Genomic DNA, 21,952 nt, shown 5'->3' with positions numbered 1-21,952 from the left:
GAGGAGGCTGACCCATGCGAGCAGCGGTGATCGGAGAGCACGGCGACCCCGACGCGCTCGGCATCCAGGAGGTACCCGACCCGGTTCCGGGCGCCGGAGAGGTACTCGTCCGGTTGCGCGCAGCAGCGCTGAACTACCACGACGTCCTGCTCCGGCGATCCGGTCTCGGCATGCCGCTGCCGCTGATCCCCGGGGTCGACGGCGCCGGCGTCCGATGCGACACCGGCGAGGAGGTCATCATCCAGCCGTCGCTGCGCTGGGGGCCGAATCCCGCAGCCCCCGGGCCGGAGTGGAGCATCCTGGGCGACCGGACGCAGGGCACCTACGCCGAGCTCATCGCACTTCCCGAGGAGAACCTGCGACCGAAACCGCCCGGCTGGACCTGGGCTCAGGCCGCCGCACTCCCTACCGGCGGGCTGACCGTCTACCGGGGGCTGTTCACCCAGGGTGCGCTCACGAAGGGCGAGACGGTCGTCATGCTCGGGTCCGGCGGGGGCATCGCGACGTTCGTGATCGCGATGGCCGCGGCCGCCGGCGCGCGCGTTCTCGTCACCTCGTCCAGCCGGGACAAGATCGCCCGAGCGATGGAGGAACTGGGGGCGGACGCCGGCGTCCTGTACAGGGATCCGGACTGGACCGACCAGATCCGGGCGCTCACCCCCTCCGGCACGGGCGCCGACCTCGTCATCGACACCGTCGGCCGGGACACTGCGGCGTCGCTCCGCTGCGTCCGGCCCGGTGGACGGCTCGTGCTGTTCGGGGCGCCGGTCGGAGCGGTGGCCTCGTTCGACCTCCGCGACTTCTTCTTCAGCCAGCGGTCGATCCAGGGCACCACTCTCGGTACCGGCGAGGAGTTCGACCAGTTGCTCGACTGGCTCGACGACAAGCCGTGGCGGCCGGTCATCGACTCCACTTTCGCGTTCGACGACGTCGTCTCCGCGCACGAGCGGATGGAGTCCGGCCGGCATTTCGGAAAAATCATTCTCCGGTTCGACGACGAGGGGCGCGCATGACCGTCTACGTGCTGGCCAACTTCGAAGTCACCGATGGCGAGGCGTTCGCCGACTACGTTGCGCACGCGCCGGCGATCGTCGCCGCGTACGGGGGTGAATACCTCGCGCGGGGCGGCTTCTCGGAGTTGTGGGAAGGCGACGCAACACCCAAGCGCGTCGTCGTCCTCCGATTTCCCGACGCCGAGCGGGCACACGCCTGGTACGACTCGCCGGAGTACCAACTTCTGCGGGAACAGCGACAGCGGGCCGCAAGCGGGCCGCTACTCATGACGGTGGGCGTCGACGAGACGTAGCAGACCGACACCCCGCGCCGAGGGAATCGGAGCCAGAAGCACGGCCGCATGTCGGATTCGGTAAAGGGAAGCCCTCCGGCGGTCGCAGCCGAGACGTTTCGCGAACATTTCTGGCTTGTGACAAGGCAGCTGCCGAGACTGACGGTCTGATTCTCCGGCGCGCGGGAGGCTCCGTGTACGCAGCCAGGTCGCTCTTGAATACGATTTCTCTCTGCGACCAGGTCGCCGCGGCGGTGGCCCAGGACGCCGGACCGACCGACCTCACCCTCGCGATCGCGGAGGCGTCCGGACGGTCCGTCGTCCTGCTCGACCCCTCCTTCGCACCCGTCGCCGTAGCCGAGGGCACACCGCCCGGCAACCTGCGCAGCTGGCACGACGCCGCCGAGCGAGCGCCCGAGTTACTGCGTGCCATCGCCGCAGAGCACAAACCCGCGCTTCTCCCCCGGCCCTCCGCGACGGCACCCGGGAACTGGCTCGTGGCCCCGGCCCTCACGGCCGGCCAGCTGCGCGGCTTCCTGATCGTCGTGGACGCCTCGCCGGCGAGCGAGCTCGACCTGGTGGCGGTCAGCTACCTCGCACGGATGGTCGGGCTCGCCCTCCCACCGCCCGGGCCCGGCGAAGACGCGCGGAGGCACTACCGGTCGGCGATCCTCGACTCGCTCATCAGCGGCCATTTCGAGAGCCGCACCGACGCTCGCGGCCAAGCCCGTTCCCTCGATCTTTCCGACTCCGGACGACTCCGGATCGCCGTTGCGCGGGGCGCCACCGGAGGGATGCCCGCCACCGCGCCACTGCCCTCGGTCCGGCGTGGCACCGACCTGGTCATCGCGCTGCCGGAGCGGAGTGCCCCCGGGGCACCCGATCCGCTCGACCCCTTCCGCGTTCGCCGGATCACCGTTGGCCTGAGCGAGCCCGCCCTGCCGGAGCAGGTACCGGCCGCACTCCGGCAGGCTCAGTACGCGGCGGAGCTCGGTATCCGCCTCGGCCGCCGCGGCCAGACGATCCGGTACCAGGACTTGGGGATCTTCCGGCTTCTCCTGCGCGCCGAAGACCTCCATCACCTGCGTTCCTACGCCGAGGGCGTCCTCGGAACGCTGCTCGACTACGACGCGCTGCACAGACCCGACCTGATCCGCACGCTGTCGACCTACCTCGCCCAGAACGGAAGTCCCAAGCAGACCGCGCGGGTGCTACGCGTCCACGTCAACACCGTCGCCTACCGGATTCAGCGCATCGAATCGCTGACCGGGCTCGACCTCACCGACCCCGACGACCGGCTCGGTGCACACGTCGCCGTGAAGATCGTCGAGTCCCTCCCCCGTAAGGACAACCCATGATCGGCATCACCCACCTCGGTCACGCCTGCGTTCTGCTCGACGTCGACCACGGGGACACGCACGTCCGCGTTCTGGTCGACCCCGGCACCTATTCGGTGGGCTTCGAGAACGCACGCGAGCTCGACGCCGTCCTCGTGACCCACGCGCATCCCGACCACGTCGACCTGGAGCGACTCCCCGCCCTGATGGCGGCCAATCCCTCGGCCCGACTCATCGTCGATGCGCAGACCGCCGCGCACGACGATCTGGGAAACCTCGCTCACCACGCCCCGGGCAACGGCGAGAGCATCGAGCTGGGCGGCAGCGCAGTCACGGTGCTCACCACCGACCACGCCAGCGTGCACTCGTTGCTGCCCAACGTTCCCAACAACTGCTACCAGCTCGACGACCTCGCCTTTCACCCCGGCGACTCGCTGACCCGCCCGCTCCAGCCGGTGCGCGTGCTGCTGCTCCCGACCGGTGGGCCGTGGATGAAGCTCGGCGAAGCCATCGACTACCTGCGCGAGGTCGCTCCGGCCGTGGTCGTCCCGATCCACCAGGCCGGCCTGGCCGCCGTCCACCAGCAGCTGCACTACCAGCTCCTTCGCACCTTGGCGCCGACCGGCACGCAGGTCGAGGAGCTCGAGCCCAGCGTCGCACGTTTCTTTTAGCGCTATAATATTTAGTGCTGTAGGAGTTTGATCGGCAAGGAGTTCACATGAAAACCATGTTCATGACCAGCTCGGCCATACCGGTGACCGAGGAGGAACGGCGGACCAAACGTCCGGTATCCCGCGACAACGAGGCCTTCCAGCGCATGCTGACGGGCTACGAGAAGCTCGCGCTCTGGGCGGACGAGCTGGGCGTCGACGCATTCGGCAGCACCGAGCACCACTTCCAATACGAGGGTGGCGAGTCGATCCCGAACAACCTGTTGATGTACGCCAAGCTGGCCGCGTTGACCGAGAACATCACGTTCGTTCCGATGTCGATCGTGGTCAATTCCCACGACCCGATCCGCGTCGCCGAGGATCTCGCACTGTTCAGCCACATGTTCCCCGGCCGGCTCGGCGTCGCCTTCGCTCGCGGCTTCCAGACCCGGTGGGTGCAGACACTTTCCCAGACGGAGAGCGCGGTCGCGCACGCCCCGGAATCGGAGGCCGCGAATCGGCAGAAGTTCGATGAGTTCCTGGAGATCATCGAGACCGCATGGGCTCAGGACTCGTTCCGTCACGACGGGCCCAACTATCAGGTGCCGTTCCCCGCGACGGGCATTCCGAACTGGCCCCTCGCCGACTGGACCCGGGAGTACGGCGTGCCCGGCGACGTCGACGAGAACGGGACGATCCACCGGATCGGCATCGCCCCGAAACTCCTCGACCGACCGGAGATCTTCATTCCGAGTACCCGCTCGGAGCAGACGGTCATCGACTCGGGCAAGCACGGCCGGACGCTGTACGTCGCGGCCGGCGGCCGGGACCGGATCCGACAGGTCGCGACGACCTACCGGGACTCTGCCCGCGCGGCCGGCCACGACGTCGAGCTCGGCGATCGGTTCGGCGTCGTCGCGAAAATCGCGCTGGGCGACACGTTCGAGGAGGCGTTCGACTTCGCTGTTCACACCGCCGGGTTCTGGTACCAGAACATCTTCCAGAAGTTCTGGTTCAACGAGGGCTACCGGATCGACTCCGACCCACCTGCGCGCCCCCTCACCTTCGCCGACGAGCGTGCCCTCACCCAGCGGATGCTCGACGCGGGCCAGCTGCTGTGCGGCACGCCGGAGATGGTCAACGAGCAGCTCGCCGACATGTCGACGCTCTACGGCGGGGGCAACCTCGACTGGCTGATCTGGGAGTCCTGGGGACAGTCGATGCCGTTCGACGACTCGGACGCAGTGCAGCGGTACCAGCTCGAGACCTACGCCAAGCAGGTCATGCCGAATTTCCGCTGAGCTGACGGCGGAAACCGCACGGGGCCGGGCCGGACGAACACCGGCCCGGCCCGCTCGCGGGCGGGCGCGGACCGCCGGCCCCTGCTGTTGCACAGGGGCCGGCACGCACGCCTTCCGGCCGCGTAGCCCTATCCCCGCGACCGAAGCGGCGTCACCTCGGCCGGGGGCACCGGCCCCCGGCCGACTCCCTTCGTCGGACAGTGCCGCGCTCCGTCGCCGCTGACCGACACGGTGAGCGTCCCGATCCGGCTGATGGTCACCGAGATCGTGTCCCCGTCCGCGATCGTCCCCACACCGGCTGGTGTACCGGTCGAGAGGACGTCGCCCGGCACGAGCGTCATGACGGACGAGACATACGCGATCAGGGCGGGCACGTCCCAGATCAGGTCGCCGATCGACGCGTCCTGCCGGAGCGTGCCACCGACGGAGCAGCGCAACCGCAGCGAGCCCAGATCACCGACCTCATCCGGCGTCACCAGCCACGGGCCGATCGGCGTGAACGTGTCGAACGACTTGCGAGTCGACCGGTCCTCCCCGCCCCGCATCGTGATGTCGAGCAGGCACGTGTAGCCGAACACGTAAGACAGCGCGTCCTCGGCCGGGACGTCACGGGCCGTCCGCCCGATGACCAGGGCAAGCTCACCCTCCTGGTCGAAACGCCGATCGTCGTACGGCAACCGCACCACACCGTGGTGCGCGAGAACCGACGACGGCGCTTTGAGGAACACCCCGAGGCCGTCGATGTGCGTGGCCTCGTTCATCTCGGCCTGGTGGTCGACGTAGTTGACCGGCGCGGCGACGATCTTCGACGGGTCCGGAAGCAACGGGCCCACCTCGACCGAAGCAAGCGCGAGCCCCGGCCCGGAGTCGACCGTGATCCGCCGCGGGTCGCCGCCGGCGGCCGCGAGAAGTTCCCGCAGCCCGCCGTCCCAGCCCCGACCGTCCAGCCGGACGTCGTGGACGGTGTCGCCGGTCACCGCGCCCACACGCCACCCGGCGCCGGACCGAGAGGTCAAGAGTTTCATCGGGATCCTCCAGGGCTTGGCGCCGCCACGGCGTCGTCGAGGTAGAGCCAGTCGAGCTCGGAGTAGTCGTCGGCGTTGCGGCCACCGAACACGCGCCGGCGCAGGCCCAGCATCGCCTGGTCGTCGGTGTGCCACACCTCGCCCCAGGGCCGCGCGCTCCGCTGGCAGCGCGACGCCTTGCCGATCCGCTGTCGTTCGTAAGCGGCCAGAGCCACGGGCACGTCACCGGGGCCGGGGCCGACCGCGTGCGCCAGCGCCACCGCGTCCTCGAGTGCCTGACAGGCGCCCTGCCCGAGGTATTGCAGCATCGGGTGCGCGGCGTCGCCGATCAGGACGGCCCGGCCGGCGGTCCACGTCGGAAGCGGGTCCCGGTCGACGATCGGCCAATTCCGCTCGGTCGAGATCCGCGCGACGTGTCGCTGCACGGCGTCGCAGGCGTCGGCGAACCGGGACTCGAGCTCGTCGGGTGTGCCGTGGGGAACGAGACCCTGCTGGAAACGGTCGCTCCGGAACACCGCGACCTGGTTGTAGACCTCCAGACTGCGGACCGGGTACTGCATCAGGTGCAGGCCTGGGCCGACCCAGAGCCGGACTTCGTCCGCGCTGACCTCGTCGGCGACCTCGTTCATCGGTAACGTCCCGCGGTAGGCGAAGTACCCGCTGTGATGCGGCGGCGAGGTGTCGATGAGCGTCCGCACGCGGGAGTGCAGCCCGTCCGCGCCCACCAGCAGCCCGGTCCGGTACTCCGATCCGTCGGAGCAGCGCACGAATGCTTCCTCGGCGTCCGCTCGGACGTCGACGACGGTCTTGGTGTTCTCCAGCGCCACCCGGGGCTCCGCCCGGCAGGCGTCGAGGAGTACCTCGAGCAGGTCACCCCGATGCAGGACGACATAGGGGTAGCCGTACCGCTCACGAAACCGTTCGCCGAGGTCGAGCGTGGTCAGATGCTCGCCGCTCATCGCGTCGAGCATCACGGCGCGGCGTGGGCGCACGGCGCGCTTCATCACCTCGCCGAGCAGACCGAGGCGGTCGAGCATGCGCAGAGCATTCGGACCGACTTGCAAACCCGCACCGATCTCGGCGAACTCGGGCGCCCGCTCGATCAGATGCACGTCCCGTCCCTGTCGGGCCAGCGCCACGGCAGTCGCCAGCCCGCCGATCCCTCCGCCGACGACGAGCGCCGGAACGACGGTGGTCATGCTTCACGCTGCCGGAACAGGCCCAGCGCTTCGAGCACTGGGGCATCAGAGGTCGAGAACAAGTCGAGCTGCTCGTCCGCGGACACCGAGAAGGCTCCCCACGACGGCACGACGAAGATGTCTCCCGGCCCGAGCGCGAACGTTTTGCCGCCGATGTCCGCGATGCCGGTCCCGTTCAGCACGGTCCCGACTCGCGAACCGGTCTGCCGGTGGGACGGAGTCCGTGCGTGCGCCCGTACCCGGGTCATTTCGCAACGCAGCGTCGGCATGACGTCACGACCGCCGAGCGGATCCACGAAACGGATCGTGCCGTGGGATTTCGACTCGCCTTCCAGCAACGCCTCGAGAGCGACGTCGGTGTGCTCCCACCGGTAGGCCAGCAGTGGTGAGTGCGGCCGCACCGGATCGGGAGACGACGGGACGAGACCAGGGCCGCCGCCGTACCGCAATTCCGACCGGGACAGCCGGTCCGTGCGGGCATCAACCTCCTCGCTCGGGCCCTCTTCGAAAAAGACCGCGTCGAGACCGGCGACGACCGGCAGATCCAGCACGTCCATCCAGGTCATCGGACGGTCGCCGGGGTTGTGGTGCTCGTGGAACGTCATGCTCGGGGTCAGCACGAGGTCGCCGCGCGCCATGTGCAGCGGATCCCCGTCGACCAGCGTCCACACTCCGGCACCACTCAGCACGAAGCGCAGGGCAGCGGGCGTGTGCCGGTGCGCCGGGGCGACCTCACCGGGGCCGAGGTACTGCACTGCCGCCCACAACGTCGACGACGCGTAGGGTGCGCCGCCCAGCCCTGGGTTGGCACACGCCAGCACCCGGCGGTCGCCGCCGCGGTCGATGCCGACGAGTTCGCCACTGCGGCTCGCCAGGCGGGTGAGCGTCGCGGCCGGCCAGACGTACGGAACAGTGGCGACGACGGGCTCCGGCGTCAACAGACCCTTGAGCATCCACAGCGGCTGTAATTCGTTCTCGCTCATTTCGGCATAGAGCTCGTCTAATTCCGGATCGTTTCCGAAGAAGCGAATCGTGGACACGCGGACCTCCCGCAGGAACGGGTGAGAGATACTGGCTCGTTACCGTAAATCCGCGACAGCCGACAGTCAATTTGCGTCATTCAATTTGTCTTCGGGCCACAAGGCCGGGCCCGGCAATTTGTGGACCGAGCCGACTATTTCCGGCCGCTCAGGGGTGGCAATCTGTTGTTCACATTCACGTCGCCAAAGGAGTCGGTAGCGTGACGACGGAGTTGGTACCCACGTCCGACGACGAAGCGATCAGCCTGGTCGTCGATGGATCTCTCGCTCTGGCGAGGGCCGGACAATCCGATCTGATCTGGGGCCACTGCAGCGTACGGGATCCCCGGAACCGTGGCGCCTGGATGAAAAGTTCGGGCTGGGGGTTCGAGGAGATAGACCCCTGGAAGGTCGTTCTCGTCGCACCCGACGGGCAGGTGGTAGCCGGTTCGGGAAATCGACACATCGAATATCCCATTCACACCGAGATTTTCAAATACAACGACCACGTCGGCGCGGTGGTTCACACGCATTCCGACGCAGCCAACGCGTTCTCGGCGCTCGACGTACCATTCCGCCCTCTCGATCATGCCGGCTGCCTCTTCGGTTATCCCGACGTGCCGCGGTTCACCGCCACCGGCGGGCTGATCCGCGACGAGGCGCTCGGATCAGCCCTGGCCGCCACGCTGGCCGACGCGAACGCCTGTCTGATCCCGCAGCACGGGCTGGTCACGGTCGGACCCGACCTGCCCACCGCCGTGATGACCGCGGTCTTGCTCGACCGCGCCTGCCGGACCCAGCTGACCGCGATGTCCGCCGGTTCGCTGGCCCGGTTCGGCCAACGCGAAGAGACCGCCGCGAAGCGCGCCGAGGTCTGGACCCCACAGGCGATCCGGGGTGGCTGGGACTACCTGCTTCGCACCAACGCCTACTGACGCCCACCGACGACGGGAGAAACCCATGGCATCGTCCGCTGACGAGACCTTTCGCGAGGTCGACCCGGTCACGTTCGAGGTGATCCGCCACCGCCTGCTCGGGGTCGTCGACGAACAGGCCGCTCGCCTGTCCGCCATCTCCGGGTCCAAGAACGTCACCGAGATGTCCGATTTCAACGTCGGCATCTACCTGCCCGACGGCGCCGTCGCAGTGATGGGCCGCACGATTCTCTTCCACGCCTCGTCCATGGGGTCGATGGTCCGGCACGTCCTGGCCGACTGCGCCGAGAACCCCGGCATCAACCCCGGCGACATGTTCGTCGTCAACAACCCCTGGAAGGGCGCCGTGCACGGCCCCGACATGGCGATCGTGGCGCCGATCTTCGCTGATGACGAGCTCATCTTCTGGTCGGGCGGGCTCATGCACATGCCCGATATCGGTGGCATGCGGCACGGCGGCATCGGCCTGGACGCCACCGAGAGCTACCAGGAAGGCCTGCTGTTACCGCCGATCAAGCTCGTCGAGGCGGGCACGATCCGATCCGACGTCTGGAACATGATCCTCTCGCAGAGCCGAGCCGCAGCCGCGATGGCACTCGACCTCAAGGGTCTGATGGCGGCGAACCACGCCGCCGGCGACGGCATCGGCAAGCTCGTCCAGCGGTACGGCGTCGACGAGTTGCGGACGGTCATGGCGACCCTGATCCGAACCTCCGAGGACCGGATGCGCCGCCGGTTGCGCGAACTGCCCGACGTCACGGTGAAGGGCGTCGGATATCTCGAGGTCACCGAGGGGAGCAGCGAGGTCCCCCTGGTCGCCGTCACTCTCACCAAGACCGGCGACCGGATGGTCCTCGATTTCTCCGGATCCACCGACCAGCAGCCGGACGCCAAGAACTGCACGTGGGCCGGCCTGATGGCGGGCATCTCGGCCGCGCTGCTCCCGACGATCGCGTACGACATCCCGTGGAACGCGGGCCTGTACGAGCCGCTCGAGGTCATCTGCCCGGAGGGCCGGGTCTGCAACGCCCGCAAACCCGCCGCCGTCAGCGGAAACATCGCCGGAGCCGCGTACGAGGTCCAGATCGCGACGATCGCCGCCGTGTCGAAGCTGCTGGCCTGCAGTGACGAGTACCTGGGTGAGGCCGAGGCCAGCCCCGGCGGCCGGCCGAGCATGTGGGCGTTCCTCGGGCTGAAGGACAACGGACAGCAGGTCGTCGGCTTCACCTTGGACAACCTGGCGTCGGGCGGGGCGGCGTACCACGACCACGACGGTGTCGCCGTACAGGGTCACCACGACATCGAGCGGACGAACATCTCCAACGTCGAATCGCTCGAGTTCGACTACCCGCTGCTCTACCTCTGGCGCGGGCTCGCATCGGAGAGCGGCGCCGGACGCCATCGTGGCGGCCAGAGCATCGGCGCGTCGTACGTGCCGCACAAGGTCAAATCCTTCGTCCCGCTGGGAACGCAGGTGTTCCAGGTTCCGGACAACCACGGCGCCTTCGGTGGCCTCCCCGGCGCCCAGCCGGCCCAGGTGGTCGTCCGCGGCGCGAACATCCGTGAGGCGTTCGCGGCGGGCCACATCCCGACGGTCGACGAACTGTCCGGCACGCGCACCCACGCCGCCGACCTCCCGGGGCCGCTGTCCCGGGAGGACGTGCTGATCGTGACGGCCGAATCCGGAGCCGGTTGGGGGGATCCGCTCGAACGGCCGGCCGGCCAGGTCGCGGCCGACGTCCGCAACGGTGCCGTCACGGACGAAAGTGCGCGCCGGCACTACCGGGTCGAGCTGGACGCGACCGGAGAGGTCGACGAGGTAGCCACCGCGGCGAACCGGGCGAGCCTGCGGCAGCAACGTGGGCGCTTGGCCGGCAAACGGCGGTTCGACCGGGGCCCGGCATCCGGTCCACTCACCCGGGTGGGCCCGGTCGGCGACCGGCTGCAGGTGGTCCGCGACACCGGCGGCGACCTCTGGACGCGGTGCTCCTGCGGCCACGTGCTCGCGCCCGCCGGCGAGAACTGGCGGCTGTACGCCGCTACCGACGTCGCGCCCGGCGCCGAGGTGGCAACGACGCTGACCGTCCACGAGTCGGTGGAGTTCCGCCGCTACTTCTGCCCGTCGTGCGGGCTCTGCCACAGCGTCGATCTGGTGCCGGTGGGCGCCCCTGATCCGGACGACGTGCGACTGGCCCTCGCGAACTCACCCGCTCAACCGCTGGAGGCACGATGACCGGCAGGTACCTCGTCGGCACCGATATCGGTGGCACCTTCACCGACATGGTCGTCATCGACGACCTCGACGTGGCACACCAATTCAAGACCCCGACCACCCCGTCGGACCGCAGTCAGGGGGTGGTGAACGCCTTCGCCCTGGCCGCCGCCGAGTTCGGCCTGACCCCGGAGGAGTTCGCGACGCGGGTGATGTATTTCGCGCACGGAACCACCGCGGCCACGAACGCACTGATCGAGCGGAAGGGGGAACCGACCGGGATCATCACCACTCGCGGCATGGAGGACACGCTGCTCGTGCAGCGGTCGATGGGGTCGTGGACCGGCATCGGACAGGCCTCCGGTCACTACAGCCGCCGACGCAATCCGCAGCCGCTGGTCGACCGGGCACTGATCGTCGGGGTCGACCAACGCCACGACTTCGAGGGCGAGGAGATCGTCCCCCTCGACGCCGAACAGATCCGGGCCGCGGCGCGGCAACTCCGCCGAGCCGGTGTGAACGCGGTCGCGATCAGCTTCCTGTGGTCCTTCGTCGACCCCGCTCACGAGGACCGCGCCGCTCGGATCGTGAAGGAAGAATGGCCAGAGGTCTTCCTGACCACCTCCAGCGAGATCGCGCCGGTCATCGGCGAGTACGAACGCACGGCGACCACGGTCATCAATTCGTACCTGGGCCCGGTCATCAGCCGGTACGTGAGCCTGCTCGAACGGCGCCTCGAAGGCATGGGCTTCACCGGCGACTTCACCGTCCTCGACTCCACCGGCGGAGTGATGGACGCGGTGGAGGCGGGAGACCGGGCAGTGAGCATGATCATGTCCGGCCCGGCCGGCGGTGTGCTCGCCTCGGCCGCGCTGGCCCGCGAGCTGGGCTATCCGAACGTGATCACCAGCGACATGGGCGGCACGAGTTTTGATGCCGGCCTGATCGTCGACGGCGAACCGCTCGTGACGACGACCAGCATCGCCGACCGGTACCACCTCGCGACTCCGCGCGTGCAGGTCACCGCGATCGGCTCCGGCGGTGGCAGCATCGCGGGCGTCGACGAGGGCGGCATCCTCGTCGTCGGCCCGGAAAGCGCGGGGGCGGTCCCCGGACCGGCCTGTTACGGCAACGGCGGAGACCGGCCGACGGTCACCGACGCCGACGTCGTGCTGGGCATCATCGACCCCGGCTTCTTCCTCGGCGGCCGCTTCCCGCTGCACCGCGAGCTGGCCGAGGAAGCCGTCCGTAAGCACGTCGCCGAGCCGCTCGGGCTCAGTGTCGTCGAGGCGGCGGTCGGCATCCGGCGCGTCGCCGACAATCAGATGGCCGACCTGCTGCGCACCGTGACCGTGCAACAGGGGTACGACCCCCGCGACTTCGTCGTGTTCGCCTACGGCGGCGCCGGTCCGACGCATGCCTACGCGTTCGCCGAGGAAGCCGGCATCGACACCATCGTCGTGCCCTACACCGCGACGACGCACTCGGCCTACGGTGCGGTCTCGTCCGACCGCTACCGGTCTTTCCAGGGCAGCGACCCGCAGCGGACGCCGCCCGGCAGCGCCCGGCCGTCGGCGCACCTGGACCTGACGCGGGTCAACGCCAAGTTCGCCGATCTCGAGCGCCAATGCCGAGCCGCGCTGAAGGATCACCCGTTGCTACGGATCAACCGGACGCTGTACTTCCGGTTCATCCGCCAGGCGCACGAGTTGCCGATCGCCGTTCCCGACCGGGAGCTCACCGCCGAGGACTTCGACCAGCTCCTGATCGACTTCCGGCAGAGCTACGAGCGGATCTACGGACCCGGCACCAGCCTCCCCGAGGCCGGGATCGAGATCAACACGTTCCGGCTCGAAGGACGCATCTCGACGCAGTCCACCGACGCGACCAGCGGCACGCGGGGCGCCCGGGACGAGCGCACGGACACGCCGACCCCGATCGGCAGCCGCAGCGTCGTTTTCTCCGGCACGCCGCTGACCACCACGGTCTACGCGGGCGACCGGCTCCCGGCCGGAGTTCCGATCGCCGGCCCGGCGATCGCCGAGTTCCCCGGCACGACCGTCGTGATCGGACCCGATCAGAAAGCCGTCGCGGACGACGACGGGCACATCGTGATCACGCCAGCGGGCAAGTAGGACGAAGGAGAGCAGAACAATGGCCGAGGTCCTGGCAGGGATGGCGTCCTCGCACGCCTACGCCCTCGTCGATCCGCACAACTGGGAAACCCGGCGGGAGCTGAGCCGGGAGCGTTTCGCGGCGAAGTACGGCACCCCGCCGCCCCAGCACCCCAAACTCGCGGACGAGAGCCCCGAAGAGAGCAACGAACGGTTCCAGAAGCTGGGCGTCGCCTTCCAGCAGCTCCGTGACCAGCTGGTCCAGCTCGCCCCCGACACGCTGATCATCATCGGGGACGACCAGGAAGAGAACTACACCGACACGGTCCCCCAATTTTCCCTCTACACCGGCGAGCACATCCGGGCCTACGACCCCGAGTCGAAGGAGACGACGGCTTACCGCTGCAACGCCGGGCTCGCGAAGGCCCTCCACGGCAGCTTGGTCGACCAGGGCTTCGATCTGACGTCGTCCAGCGCGTTCCCGGACGACCTGCTGATCTCCCACGCGCACGCCCAAATCCTCACCCTGCTCCGGCCGGACGCGCCGGTGGTGCTGGTCTTCGTCAACGCGATCAACCTGCCGGCCGCGACGCCGAGTCGTTGTTACGAGTTCGGCGAAGGCATCCGCCGATGCCTGGACGAACTGCCCGGATCCGAGCGGCTCGTGCTCTACGCCTCCGGAGGCCTCTCCCACTTCAGTGCCGGCTATCCGTATCGGGAGTACGGCGGGCCGCTCACGATGGGCGACATCTCCGAGGACTTCGATCGCCGGGTACTGAGCTGGATCGAAGCGGGCGACGCCGACGCGCTCAAGAGCCTGTCGTCGAAGGACCTGCTCGACAACGGCGAGGTCGAGTTCCGTCAATGGCTCGTGCTGCTCGGCGCGCTGCGTGGGACCGAACCGGAATCGCTGGTCTACGAGCCGATGTATCGCGGGCTGATGGGGATGGGCGTCGGTTTCTGGCGGTCCTGAGTCGAAAGGTGAACGGCATGGAAAGCAAATACAGCAAGGAAGAGACGGACCGATTCGTCGAGATCGACGGTATTCGGCTCCACTACAACGAGGCCGGCGACGGCCCCGCGCTGATCTGCACGCACGGCGGCGGTCCCGGGGCGAACGCCTGGGACAACACCAAGTGGGTACTCGATGCCCTCGCCGAGAACTTCCGGGTGCTCCTCGTCGACATGCCGGGATTCGGCGAGTCGCAGATGCACGTCAGCCGCCAGGACGTCCCGATGGACATCTTCTGCGCCCGGCTGAAGAAGGGGCTCGCCGATCACCTCGGCCTCGGGACCGTCCACTTGTACGGGTCGTCGGCGTTCAGTGCCGCGGCCCTGCGCTTCGGCATCGACTACCCCGGCCGGGTCGGCCGGATCGTCATCCAGGCGTACGCGCCCAGCCAGCACCCCGGTCCGACGCCCGGCCTCAAGGCGGTCGGCGCGTTCGCCAAGGAGCCGACGCCGGCCAACATGGAAGCGATGATGGAGCAGTTCACGCCGAACCCGGACCTGCGCACACCGGAGGCGCTCGCGGCGCGGTTCCGCGCCGCGAACAGGCCGGACCATCTCGCCAGCCGCACGGAGATGAACGCGGGCTCGAATTCCGATCTGGTCGAGGAACTCCGCTCGCTCACCGCGAAAGTGCTCGTGACGTGGGGCAACCACGACGGGATGATCCCGGTCGCCGGCGTCCTTGCCGCGCTCGAGGAGATCCCGGACGTGCAGGCGCACGTCTGGGGCGGTAACAGCGGCCATTTCGTCGCGACCGAGCATCCGGCGGAGTTCGCCCGGCTCGTCACCGACTTCCTGCTCAAATAACTGGAGGCTGCCATGGACCGCGAAACGATTCCCAACCCGCCGGGAGCGCCCGAACGGATCAAAGGCATGGTGCCCGGCGTACGCGCCAACGGCTTCATCTTTCTGTCGGCCATTCGCGGCCGGGATCCGGAGACCAATACGCTCAGCGACGACACGACGACCCAGGCTCGGCAAGCCTTCGAGAATCTGAAGGTGATCCTCGAAGGTTCCGGCTCCAGTCTTCAGCACGTCGTCAAAGTGATGCTGTATCTGAGCGATCTGAAGTACCGGAAGGAATTCCACGACGTCTGGCTGGAGTACTTTCCGACCGACCCGCCGGCGCGCACCGCGGTCGAGGTGTCCGACGCGAGCCCGGCGCCCGGCGGCAACGCGCATTTCGCTCTCGACATCGTTGCGCTGGCCGGCTGAGCGCGCGCAGTGCTGACGCTGAGCGTCACCTATCGGGATGTCGATCGGACGCCGTATCTGTTCTTGTTACGCGACTGCGCGAAGATGCGCGGACTGGATCTGGAGATCGTCCGCTACGACATGTCCCGATTGACGTCGGGCCCCACCGGTCACGACTGGGGCGACCTGCTGATCGATGGCGAGATCGACGTCATTGCGGAGAATTACTGGGGTCTGCAGAGCTACCGGGCCCGTGGTCTGCCGCTGGTCTGTGTCGCTTCGACCTCGAGCCGGTGGCTGGAGAAGCTGCTCGTCGGGCCGGGTATCCGGTCGATCGGCGACCTGCGAGGGAAACGTTTCGCTCTGCGCTCACCCGGACCACAGGCCCTTCTGCCGCAGTTGTGGGCCGCTGACATCGGTCTCGGCTCCTCGATCGAGTTCCTCACGTACTCCGACCGGGAGTACGGACGGATGGGGCACTGGCGGAAGGTACTCGAGGGTGAGTGCGACGCCTGCTTCGTGACGAACCTGTACGCCGACGACGCGCTGGCAGCCGGCCTGCGTGAGTTGCCGTACGAGCCGTACCCGTTCGAGGGAGGCACGGTCACGCTCACCACGACCGAGGAGACCGCCGCGCACCGGGCGGACGCGGTCCAGACACTGGTCGATTCCGCGTTCGACGCGTCGGAGCTGTTCCGGACGGATCCGGCTCGGGTCGTGGGCATCATGCGGTCGGAATGCGCCGAGTTGCTGGGCGAGCATTTTGGTGCGTTGGACGAGACCAGGCTGATCCGGCTCCAGGAGATCCTCCGGGATGAACTCTCCGATCAGCCGGTGCCGACGCCGGAGGGAGTGTCGATCGCGCGCCGGATCCGCCTGGGCTCGGCGCCGGAACTCCAGCGCTACAACCCGATGATCATGTGGGATCTCGGATTCGCGAGGCGCGCGATCGAGAAGCGCTCGTCGCGCTGAAAGGAAGGGTCGAATGCTCGGGCACCGTCGGCAGGCCATGATTCGCTCCGGCCTGCCGACGGCAGCGCCGTCGCGAGCAACTTCGCCTCAGTTCGGCGAGGCCGCTGCCGATTGGTGAGCGTGCGGACCGACATCCCTTCCGCCCTGAACTCTGCCGACGGACGATGGATCGCGACCAAGGGCATCGCCGCGTACCTCGTCGTGCTGAATCTCAACGGGACAATTTTCGGGTTGATCGTGTTCGGGGCACCCGACCGCTGGACGTCCACGCAAGCCGGAACGTTCGGCGTCGGGGTTGGTCAACTCGTCCTGGGCGGACTTCTCTACGCCGCTGCAGGTCGCCTTCCCCAGGTGGTCTGGTCGTGCCTGCCGTTGTTCATGATCTGCGCGACTACGTTCCAGTCACTTCTCGTAGACATGCGCCACCAGCTCGGTCTGCTGCTGCTCGTACCGATTCTCTATTCGGCTTACTACCTGAACAACCGCATGCTGGCGGCAACGCTTGCGGTCGCCATCGCGGGTAATGCGGTCTCGATGGCGCGCCCGCCCCTCGGTGTATACGCGTCGGCGGAGATCGTCTTCTTCACGATCGTGGCGGCCCTCGTGTCGCTCACCGTCAAGCGGCTCCGCCGCGAGGTCGAGCGGTTGGTCATCCTGCTGGCGCGAGACGCGAGCACGGATCCTCTCACGGGAGCTCTGAACCGACGCTCCTTCGACGAGGTCTTCCGGGCTGCGCTCGCCGACTCCGTACAAACCGGCCGGCCGGTCGCGCTCGTCGTCTTCGACGTCGACCATTTCAAGACGATCAACGACACCCATGGTCACGCGGCCGGAGACCGGATCTTGTGCGACGTGACCGAGATTCTCCGGCAATGCTGCCGAAGCACGGACTACGTCGGACGCCTCGGCGGTGACGAGTTCGCCCTGCTGATGCCAGGGGCCGACAGTGAGGAGGGTGCGGCCATCGCGGAGCGCCTGCGTTCTGGCCTGGCGCACGGGTCCGGCGGCGGAGCCACCCTCAGCGTCGGAGTCGCGTCGGCGCCGGCCGGCGGCGTCACCGTTGCCGAGTTGACTGCGGCTGCGGATCAAGCGCTCTACTCGGCGAAACGGATGGGACGCAACCGGATCGCGACGTTCGAAGGCATCTGAATCGCCGCGACCGGCGGGCCGGATCGACGTCCGGCCCGCCGGCGTTCAGCGCGTTACCTCCTGGGGAAGCGGGTTCTGCGCCATGCGCTGCCGTCCGATCTCGGCGGCTTCGCGCACGACGCCGAAGCCGTAGTCGAGCATCTCCCGCTCGTAGGCCGCCAGTGCGTCCGCCGGCGTCGTCCGGCCCGCGGCGACCTCGCCCAGGGCACGGCCGAGCAGCGCGCCGTCACGCATCGCGACGTTGGCGCCGCGGCCGAGAGTGGGAGTCATCGCATGCACGGCGTCGCCCAGCAGAGTGACGTTCGCCGGGGCATCCAGCGTCCCTGGGACGCTGGTGTACATCTCCACCAGGAAGAACGAATCCGAGTCGCCGGCCCGCACGACGTCGGCCGCTGCCTCGGGCCACGCATCCAGCATCTGCGCCGCCACCTGTTGGAGCCGCTCCCCCGACTGGCCCCGCAGGGCCCCGTCCGCGTGGGGGAAATACTCGTGCCGGCCGCCGACGATGCAGACGACATAGTCGCTCTGCTCGCGCATGGAGATGTCGGGGGCGAACTTGGCCGCTGCGTCGGTGGGAGGCACGGGGAAGCAGACGGAGCCGAGTCCGAGGAACACTTTCCGCTGGTCCGAGGCGATCTCGAAGATGTCGGTCAGGGTCTCGGCGGGCACCAGCGGCGCGGCCGCGTCGATCGGCACCCGACCGTAGATCGCGGTGATCCCGGCATCGACGGTGACCAGTTCCGGCGCGCGCTGGGAGCGTGCGGCCGAACGGATTCCGTCGGCACCGACGAGGACGTCACCACGCGCCTCACTACCGTCGGTGAAATAGGCGATGACGCCCTCCGGGGTGCTCCGGTAGTGGTCCAGCGACTTCCCGAAATGCACGACGTCGTCCAGCCCGGCGAGCAGCAACTGACGAAGCGTCGCCCGGTCGACGTTCGCATGGGTCGGCGCGCCGTCGTGCTCCGGCCACACGCCCCGGCCGTGCTCGTCATGACTGGGCAGGCGCTTGAGAACCGACAGATCCGTGCCCAGGATCGTGGTGAACGGTTCGGTGTACTGCGCGGTGGCCTCGAACACGTCTCGCAGGCCTTCCGGCAGTACCTCGCGGGCGGCGTTGAGGGCGTCGGCGTCGAGGTGGAGGCGGTAGCCCTGCGGCCGGTCCCACGGACTCGCGTCACGTTCGAACACCGAGACCCGGATACCCCGGCCGCGAAGCGACTGGGCCAGGGTCAGGCCGCCGAGACCGGCGCCGACAACAAGTACGTTGAATTCAGACATCGAGGTGTGTCTCCTGCGTAGTAGCGGCAAGAGACGCACTGGTGGAGCCATGACCCGCGGTCATGCTCGTGTACGAACGCCTGACGGCGTCACCCGGACTACCTACCGGGCAGTGACTTTCGTACGTCGCCGTGGAACGTAGCAGCCTCCGAAGCCCCCGTGGGCGTAGATGTCCGCTAGATCACTTTCGCCGACCGTTGCTCCGGAGCGAATCAGCCCTGCTAGCGACAGGTCTGGTGGTAGGGCAGGTTGCCGGTGGCCTGAGCCCACTCGGTCGGGGCGAGTCCGCGGCCGGCGATCGCGCAGGCGCGTCCGACGGGGTCGGCGGCCACGGAGCGGGGGCCGGAGATGTCCCAGAGGATCACCGCACCGCCCCCGGCTCCGCTGAGCATCGTGTGCCCGTCGGCGGCAATGGCGGTGACCGTCAGCGAACCACCACCGTTCCCGTCCGCGGCTCCACCGAGTTGCGTCGGCCGGGCGGGATCAGTGAGGTCCCACAGCGTCACGACGTTGGGGTCAGCCACGGCGAGCGTGTGGCTGTCCGGGGAGATCGCCAGCCACTCGGCTTCCCGCTCCAGTGCCGGGCCGAACGGTTCCGGCGTGCTGCCGGACTGCAGGTCCCAGAGGATGACCTCGTGACCGGCGGAGACGAGCACACGTCCGTCGCCGGAGAGGGTCAGCGTGTTGACACCGCCGGTGTTCTTCGTCAGAGGCCGTCCGCGCAGCGTGGGCGAGGCCGGCGTGGACACGTCCCAGAGGACGACCTTCTCGTCCAGGCCGGACATCACCAGCGTCCGGCCGTTCGGGGAGAACACCATCGCGTTGATCGCGAACTGCGGATACTTCGTCTCGCTCAACTGGGTGGGGCGCCGCGGGTCGCGGACGTCCCAGAGCAGGAAGTTCTGTCCGAAGCCGCCTTCGGCCAGCAGTCCCCCCTTCGGCGAGAAGGCCAGGTGCGGAGGCAACTCCTGGTCCGGGGCGAAGCCGGCGGGCGGCCGGGGCCGGACCTTCGTGATCGGGACCGGGTGGGCTGGGTGACGCAGGTCCCACAGCGTGATGGTCCGGTCCCGGCCGGCGGTGGCCAGGGTCCAGCCGTCCGGTGCGACCGCCGGGGCGATGTCTCCGTCGACGCCGGGCAGGCTGCTGACCTTTCTGGGGCGCTTCGGATCGGCGATGTCCCAGATGTCGCTTCCGCTGAGGAGGAGGTGGCCATCGCCCGCGAACGTGGCGAAGTCGAACAGTCCGTCGCCGGGTAACGGTCCGGCCAGCCGCCGGGGTTCGAAGCGGTTGGTCAGATCCCAGATCAGGGCCGTGCCGTCGGCGCTCCCGGTCACCAGCGTCTGGTCGTCCGGCGCGAACGCCAGCGCGTAGATGTCGTCGGTGTGAGCGCGGAGGAGGCGCCCGGACTGCTTCGGGTGAGCCCGGTCGGCGAGGTCCCACACCGCCGCGCTCTCCCGCCCGTTGGTGGCGGCCAGCCGACGGCCGTCCCGGGAGAACGTGATGCCGACCGTCGTCGAGCAGGGCTTGTCGCAGGGGACCCGGGAGACGCTGGCCCGGCCGGGCAGCCGTGCTCCGAGGCTGGCCGGGCGATCCGGTCTGGCCAGGTCCCAGAGCTGAACCCCTTCGTCACCGCTGGCCACCGCGAGCGTCCGCCGGTCGGGGGTGAAAGCGAGGGCGACCACCCATTCGTCGGCAACCGGGAGTTCACCACCCAATTGGTGGGGACCTTCCGGGTCGGAAAGGTCCCACAAGCGAACTGGCTCGTCGAAATTCCCGGTTGCGACGAGTCGCAGGTCAGACGAAAAGGCCGCCGTACCCATCCCGTCGACCTCAAGCGATTCCCCGACCTGGGTCGGCCGGTCCGGCCGGCTGATATTCCACCGGGCCACCGTGCCGCCGTCACCCGCGGTGGCAATCGTCCGCGAATCCGGCGCGAAAGCAACCGTGATGACGTTCCCGTCCGGCTCGACCTCCAAGGGCGAACCGATCAGCGTCGGCGCAGCACCAGAGGTAATACGCCATAAACTGATGTGCCCCTCTTCGGCTGCGCTGCTGACGAGCGTGCGACCGTCGGGTGAGAAAGCCAGGGTCAGGACCCAGTCCCTGTAGGGGCGGACCGACGCGCCGGCCGGCACCGGTGGGCGCCCGGGCGCGGTGGTCCAGAGCCGGATGCTGCCGTCGCTGCGGCCGACCGCCAGGGTCCGGCCGTCCGGGGAGTAGCCGAGAGCGGTGACCGCGGCGGCGCCGTCGGCAAGCTGCGCGAGGACGTCCGACTGCGCGACGGCCCGCACCAGACCGGCCCGGTTCTGGGGGTCGTCGTGGAGGTCCGTGCCGGCCAGCGCCAGCCTTGCCGCGGCCCGCGGGTCGGTGGCCGCCAGATTGTCGGCCTGCGCGATCAATTGCCGGCTGGTGGCGATGCGCTGGAGCCGGACGGCCGCGTTCCGCTGCTGCTCAGCGATCTGCTGCTGGTCGCTGGCCAGGCGTTGCTGGTCGCGCGCCTCGCGCTGCTGGGCCACCGCGAACAGCGCGCTCGCGGTGGCCCCGAGAGCAAGCACGGTGAGCAGGGTGATCGCGGTCCGTGCCAGCCGGCGGGTGCGCCGGAACTGGGCTAGATCCCGGCCGATCAGATCGTCCTTGCCCAGGTGGTGCAGTGGTGCCGCCAGCTCCGCGGTCGCGTCGAGGAAGGCAGGCGCCTGCAGCGAGTACTGCTCCGTGCGACGGACCTCGCGGAGGTCCACCCATCGGGGCTCGGTGGTGAATCCGGTGAGCGCCGCGGCCGGAAGACACGTCGTGGCGTCCGGGTCGAAGCGATCGTCCCGCCAGAGGATCTCGCCCGCGGTCACCGCGATCAGCAGTTTCTCGGCCGGTCGGTGGGCGAGCCAGTACTCCACCTCGCGGGCGACCCACGACGAGCCGGCCGCCTCGGGCGAGGCGAGCAGAACGAAGAACTCGGAGCTTTCCATCGACACGCGAATGGAATCCCACAATGCCGGACTCGCGCCCAGTCCGGCGTTGTCGCGGAATATCCGCAGCGAATTCCGCTTATTCCACGGTTTCGCCAGGCGTTCCAATCCATACTGCAGTTCGGTCGCGAGTTTCTCGTCGGCCCCTCGACTGTACGAAAGAAACGCCGCATATCTTTTCGGGACGTCATTCGTCATGGACGCAGGATAACGCCAGGCAACCAGAGGCTCCGTCCCGTCAGACCACCGTGGAAACGCGACGAGAGGGCTCAGTGACACCACGCGGAAAGCCCGCAATTCGGCAG

Annotated in this window: 18 protein-coding genes; 13 read left to right on the top strand and 5 right to left on the bottom strand. The window is 68.6% G+C overall.

Annotated elements, in window-relative coordinates; all coding sequences use genetic code 11:
• Nucleotides 1-14 precede the first annotated feature (14 nt).
• The 5 genes from ACIBZJ_RS35050 to ACIBZJ_RS35030 all read left to right on the top strand — a co-directional run bounded on the left by ACIBZJ_RS35050 (nt 15) and on the right by ACIBZJ_RS35030 (nt 4,573).
• Complete coding sequence (locus ACIBZJ_RS35050; protein WP_395937456.1) at nt 15-1,013, top strand: zinc-binding alcohol dehydrogenase family protein; 999 nt, start codon at nt 15-17, stop codon at nt 1,011-1,013.
• Nucleotides 1,010-1,306, top strand: a complete 297-nt coding sequence (locus tag ACIBZJ_RS35045; protein WP_395937453.1) for a DUF1330 domain-containing protein — start codon at nt 1,010-1,012, stop codon at nt 1,304-1,306. The genes ACIBZJ_RS35050 and ACIBZJ_RS35045 overlap by 4 nt, the downstream gene beginning before the upstream one ends.
• A 194-nt stretch (nt 1,307-1,500) precedes the next feature.
• Nucleotides 1,501-2,643 carry a PucR family transcriptional regulator gene (locus ACIBZJ_RS35040; RefSeq protein ID WP_395937452.1) on the top strand — a complete coding sequence of 381 codons (1,143 nt, stop codon included), beginning with the start codon at nt 1,501-1,503 and terminating at the stop codon, nt 2,641-2,643.
• The gene (locus tag ACIBZJ_RS35035; protein ID WP_395937450.1) at nt 2,640-3,293 is read left to right on the top strand and encodes an MBL fold metallo-hydrolase; all 654 of its coding nucleotides are present in this window, start codon (nt 2,640-2,642) and stop codon (nt 3,291-3,293) included. The genes ACIBZJ_RS35040 and ACIBZJ_RS35035 overlap by 4 nt, the downstream gene beginning before the upstream one ends.
• 47 nt (nt 3,294-3,340) lie before the next feature.
• Nucleotides 3,341-4,573 carry an LLM class flavin-dependent oxidoreductase gene (locus ACIBZJ_RS35030; protein ID WP_395937448.1) on the top strand — a complete coding sequence of 411 codons (1,233 nt, stop codon included), beginning with the start codon at nt 3,341-3,343 and terminating at the stop codon, nt 4,571-4,573.
• A 128-nt stretch (nt 4,574-4,701) separates the two neighbouring features.
• Here ACIBZJ_RS35030 and ACIBZJ_RS35025 read toward each other — a convergent pair whose 3' ends face one another.
• From ACIBZJ_RS35025 to ACIBZJ_RS35015, 3 genes are read right to left on the bottom strand one after another with little or no spacing between them, the layout of a single operon-like run.
• On the bottom strand, nt 4,702-5,598 hold the full coding sequence (locus ACIBZJ_RS35025; RefSeq protein ID WP_395937446.1) for a fumarylacetoacetate hydrolase family protein: 897 nt from the start codon (nt 5,596-5,598) through the stop codon (nt 4,702-4,704).
• Complete coding sequence (locus ACIBZJ_RS35020; protein ID WP_395937444.1) at nt 5,595-6,797, bottom strand: FAD-dependent oxidoreductase; 1,203 nt, start codon at nt 6,795-6,797, stop codon at nt 5,595-5,597. Before ACIBZJ_RS35020 ends, ACIBZJ_RS35025 begins: the two co-directional genes overlap by 4 nt.
• Complete coding sequence (locus ACIBZJ_RS35015; protein ID WP_395937442.1) at nt 6,794-7,780, bottom strand: cupin domain-containing protein; 987 nt, start codon at nt 7,778-7,780, stop codon at nt 6,794-6,796. The genes ACIBZJ_RS35020 and ACIBZJ_RS35015 overlap by 4 nt, the downstream gene beginning before the upstream one ends.
• Before the next feature lie 257 nt (nt 7,781-8,037).
• Here ACIBZJ_RS35015 and ACIBZJ_RS35010 point away from each other — a divergent pair, with 257 nt between their 5' ends.
• The 8 genes from ACIBZJ_RS35010 to ACIBZJ_RS34975 all read left to right on the top strand — a co-directional run bounded on the left by ACIBZJ_RS35010 (nt 8,038) and on the right by ACIBZJ_RS34975 (nt 17,403).
• Nucleotides 8,038-8,751, top strand: coding sequence for a class II aldolase/adducin family protein (locus tag ACIBZJ_RS35010; RefSeq protein WP_395937440.1), 714 nt, complete (start codon nt 8,038-8,040; stop codon nt 8,749-8,751).
• A gap of 25 nt (nt 8,752-8,776) precedes the next feature.
• Nucleotides 8,777-10,984, top strand: coding sequence for a hydantoinase B/oxoprolinase family protein (locus ACIBZJ_RS35005; protein ID WP_395937438.1), 2,208 nt, complete (start codon nt 8,777-8,779; stop codon nt 10,982-10,984).
• A complete protein-coding gene (locus ACIBZJ_RS35000) occupies nt 10,981-13,098 on the top strand; it encodes a hydantoinase/oxoprolinase family protein (protein WP_395937436.1) in 2,118 nt (705 codons plus the stop codon). The genes ACIBZJ_RS35005 and ACIBZJ_RS35000 overlap by 4 nt, the downstream gene beginning before the upstream one ends.
• Nucleotides 13,099-13,117: 19 nt before the next feature.
• A complete protein-coding gene (locus ACIBZJ_RS34995; protein ID WP_395937434.1) occupies nt 13,118-14,050 on the top strand; it encodes an extradiol ring-cleavage dioxygenase in 933 nt (310 codons plus the stop codon).
• Nucleotides 14,051-14,067: 17 nt separating this feature from the next.
• Nucleotides 14,068-14,895, top strand: coding sequence for an alpha/beta fold hydrolase (locus ACIBZJ_RS34990; RefSeq protein WP_395937432.1), 828 nt, complete (start codon nt 14,068-14,070; stop codon nt 14,893-14,895).
• A gap of 12 nt (nt 14,896-14,907) precedes the next feature.
• The gene (locus ACIBZJ_RS34985) at nt 14,908-15,303 is read left to right on the top strand and encodes a RidA family protein (RefSeq protein WP_395937430.1); all 396 of its coding nucleotides are present in this window, start codon (nt 14,908-14,910) and stop codon (nt 15,301-15,303) included.
• Nucleotides 15,304-15,312: 9 nt separating this feature from the next.
• Nucleotides 15,313-16,254, top strand: coding sequence for an ABC transporter substrate-binding protein (locus ACIBZJ_RS34980; protein WP_395937428.1), 942 nt, complete (start codon nt 15,313-15,315; stop codon nt 16,252-16,254).
• 120 nt (nt 16,255-16,374) lie between these two features.
• Nucleotides 16,375-17,403, top strand: coding sequence for a GGDEF domain-containing protein (locus tag ACIBZJ_RS34975; protein WP_395937426.1), 1,029 nt, complete (start codon nt 16,375-16,377; stop codon nt 17,401-17,403).
• Between the two features lie 45 nt (nt 17,404-17,448).
• Here the strand turns inward: ACIBZJ_RS34975 and ACIBZJ_RS34970 are convergent, their stop codons facing one another.
• Nucleotides 17,449-18,684: an FAD-dependent oxidoreductase gene (locus tag ACIBZJ_RS34970; protein ID WP_395937424.1), complete on the bottom strand. Its 1,236-nt coding sequence runs from the start codon at nt 18,682-18,684 to the stop codon at nt 17,449-17,451.
• Between the two features lie 221 nt (nt 18,685-18,905).
• Nucleotides 18,906-21,647, bottom strand: a complete 2,742-nt coding sequence (locus ACIBZJ_RS34965; protein WP_395937422.1) for a hypothetical protein — start codon at nt 21,645-21,647, stop codon at nt 18,906-18,908.
• Nucleotides 21,648-21,952 lie beyond the last annotated feature (305 nt).

The sequence above is a fragment of the Cryptosporangium sp. NPDC051539 genome, assembly GCF_044454545.1.
Lineage (GTDB): Bacteria > Actinomycetota > Actinomycetes > Mycobacteriales > Cryptosporangiaceae > Cryptosporangium.
This window is presented reverse-complemented; position numbering and strand designations above follow the sequence as displayed.

Coding starts and splice junctions, on each gene's coding strand:
- ACIBZJ_RS35045 (WP_395937453.1), top strand. CDS start 1,010: ATGACCGTCTACGTGCTGGCCAACTTCGAAGTCACCGATGGCGAGGCG.
- ACIBZJ_RS34965 (WP_395937422.1), bottom strand. CDS start 21,647: ATGGAAAGCTCCGAGTTCTTCGTTCTGCTCGCCTCGCCCGAGGCGGCC.
- ACIBZJ_RS35020 (WP_395937444.1), bottom strand. CDS start 6,797: ATGACCACCGTCGTTCCGGCGCTCGTCGTCGGCGGAGGGATCGGCGGG.
- ACIBZJ_RS34990 (WP_395937432.1), top strand. CDS start 14,068: ATGGAAAGCAAATACAGCAAGGAAGAGACGGACCGATTCGTCGAGATC.
- ACIBZJ_RS35000 (WP_395937436.1), top strand. CDS start 10,981: ATGACCGGCAGGTACCTCGTCGGCACCGATATCGGTGGCACCTTCACC.
- ACIBZJ_RS34970 (WP_395937424.1), bottom strand. CDS start 18,684: ATGTCTGAATTCAACGTACTTGTTGTCGGCGCCGGTCTCGGCGGCCTG.
- ACIBZJ_RS35030 (WP_395937448.1), top strand. CDS start 3,341: ATGAAAACCATGTTCATGACCAGCTCGGCCATACCGGTGACCGAGGAG.
- ACIBZJ_RS35035 (WP_395937450.1), top strand. CDS start 2,640: ATGATCGGCATCACCCACCTCGGTCACGCCTGCGTTCTGCTCGACGTC.
- ACIBZJ_RS35005 (WP_395937438.1), top strand. CDS start 8,777: ATGGCATCGTCCGCTGACGAGACCTTTCGCGAGGTCGACCCGGTCACG.
- ACIBZJ_RS35050 (WP_395937456.1), top strand. CDS start 15: ATGCGAGCAGCGGTGATCGGAGAGCACGGCGACCCCGACGCGCTCGGC.
- ACIBZJ_RS34995 (WP_395937434.1), top strand. CDS start 13,118: ATGGCCGAGGTCCTGGCAGGGATGGCGTCCTCGCACGCCTACGCCCTC.
- ACIBZJ_RS35015 (WP_395937442.1), bottom strand. CDS start 7,780: ATGAGCGAGAACGAATTACAGCCGCTGTGGATGCTCAAGGGTCTGTTG.
- ACIBZJ_RS35025 (WP_395937446.1), bottom strand. CDS start 5,598: ATGAAACTCTTGACCTCTCGGTCCGGCGCCGGGTGGCGTGTGGGCGCG.
- ACIBZJ_RS34985 (WP_395937430.1), top strand. CDS start 14,908: ATGGACCGCGAAACGATTCCCAACCCGCCGGGAGCGCCCGAACGGATC.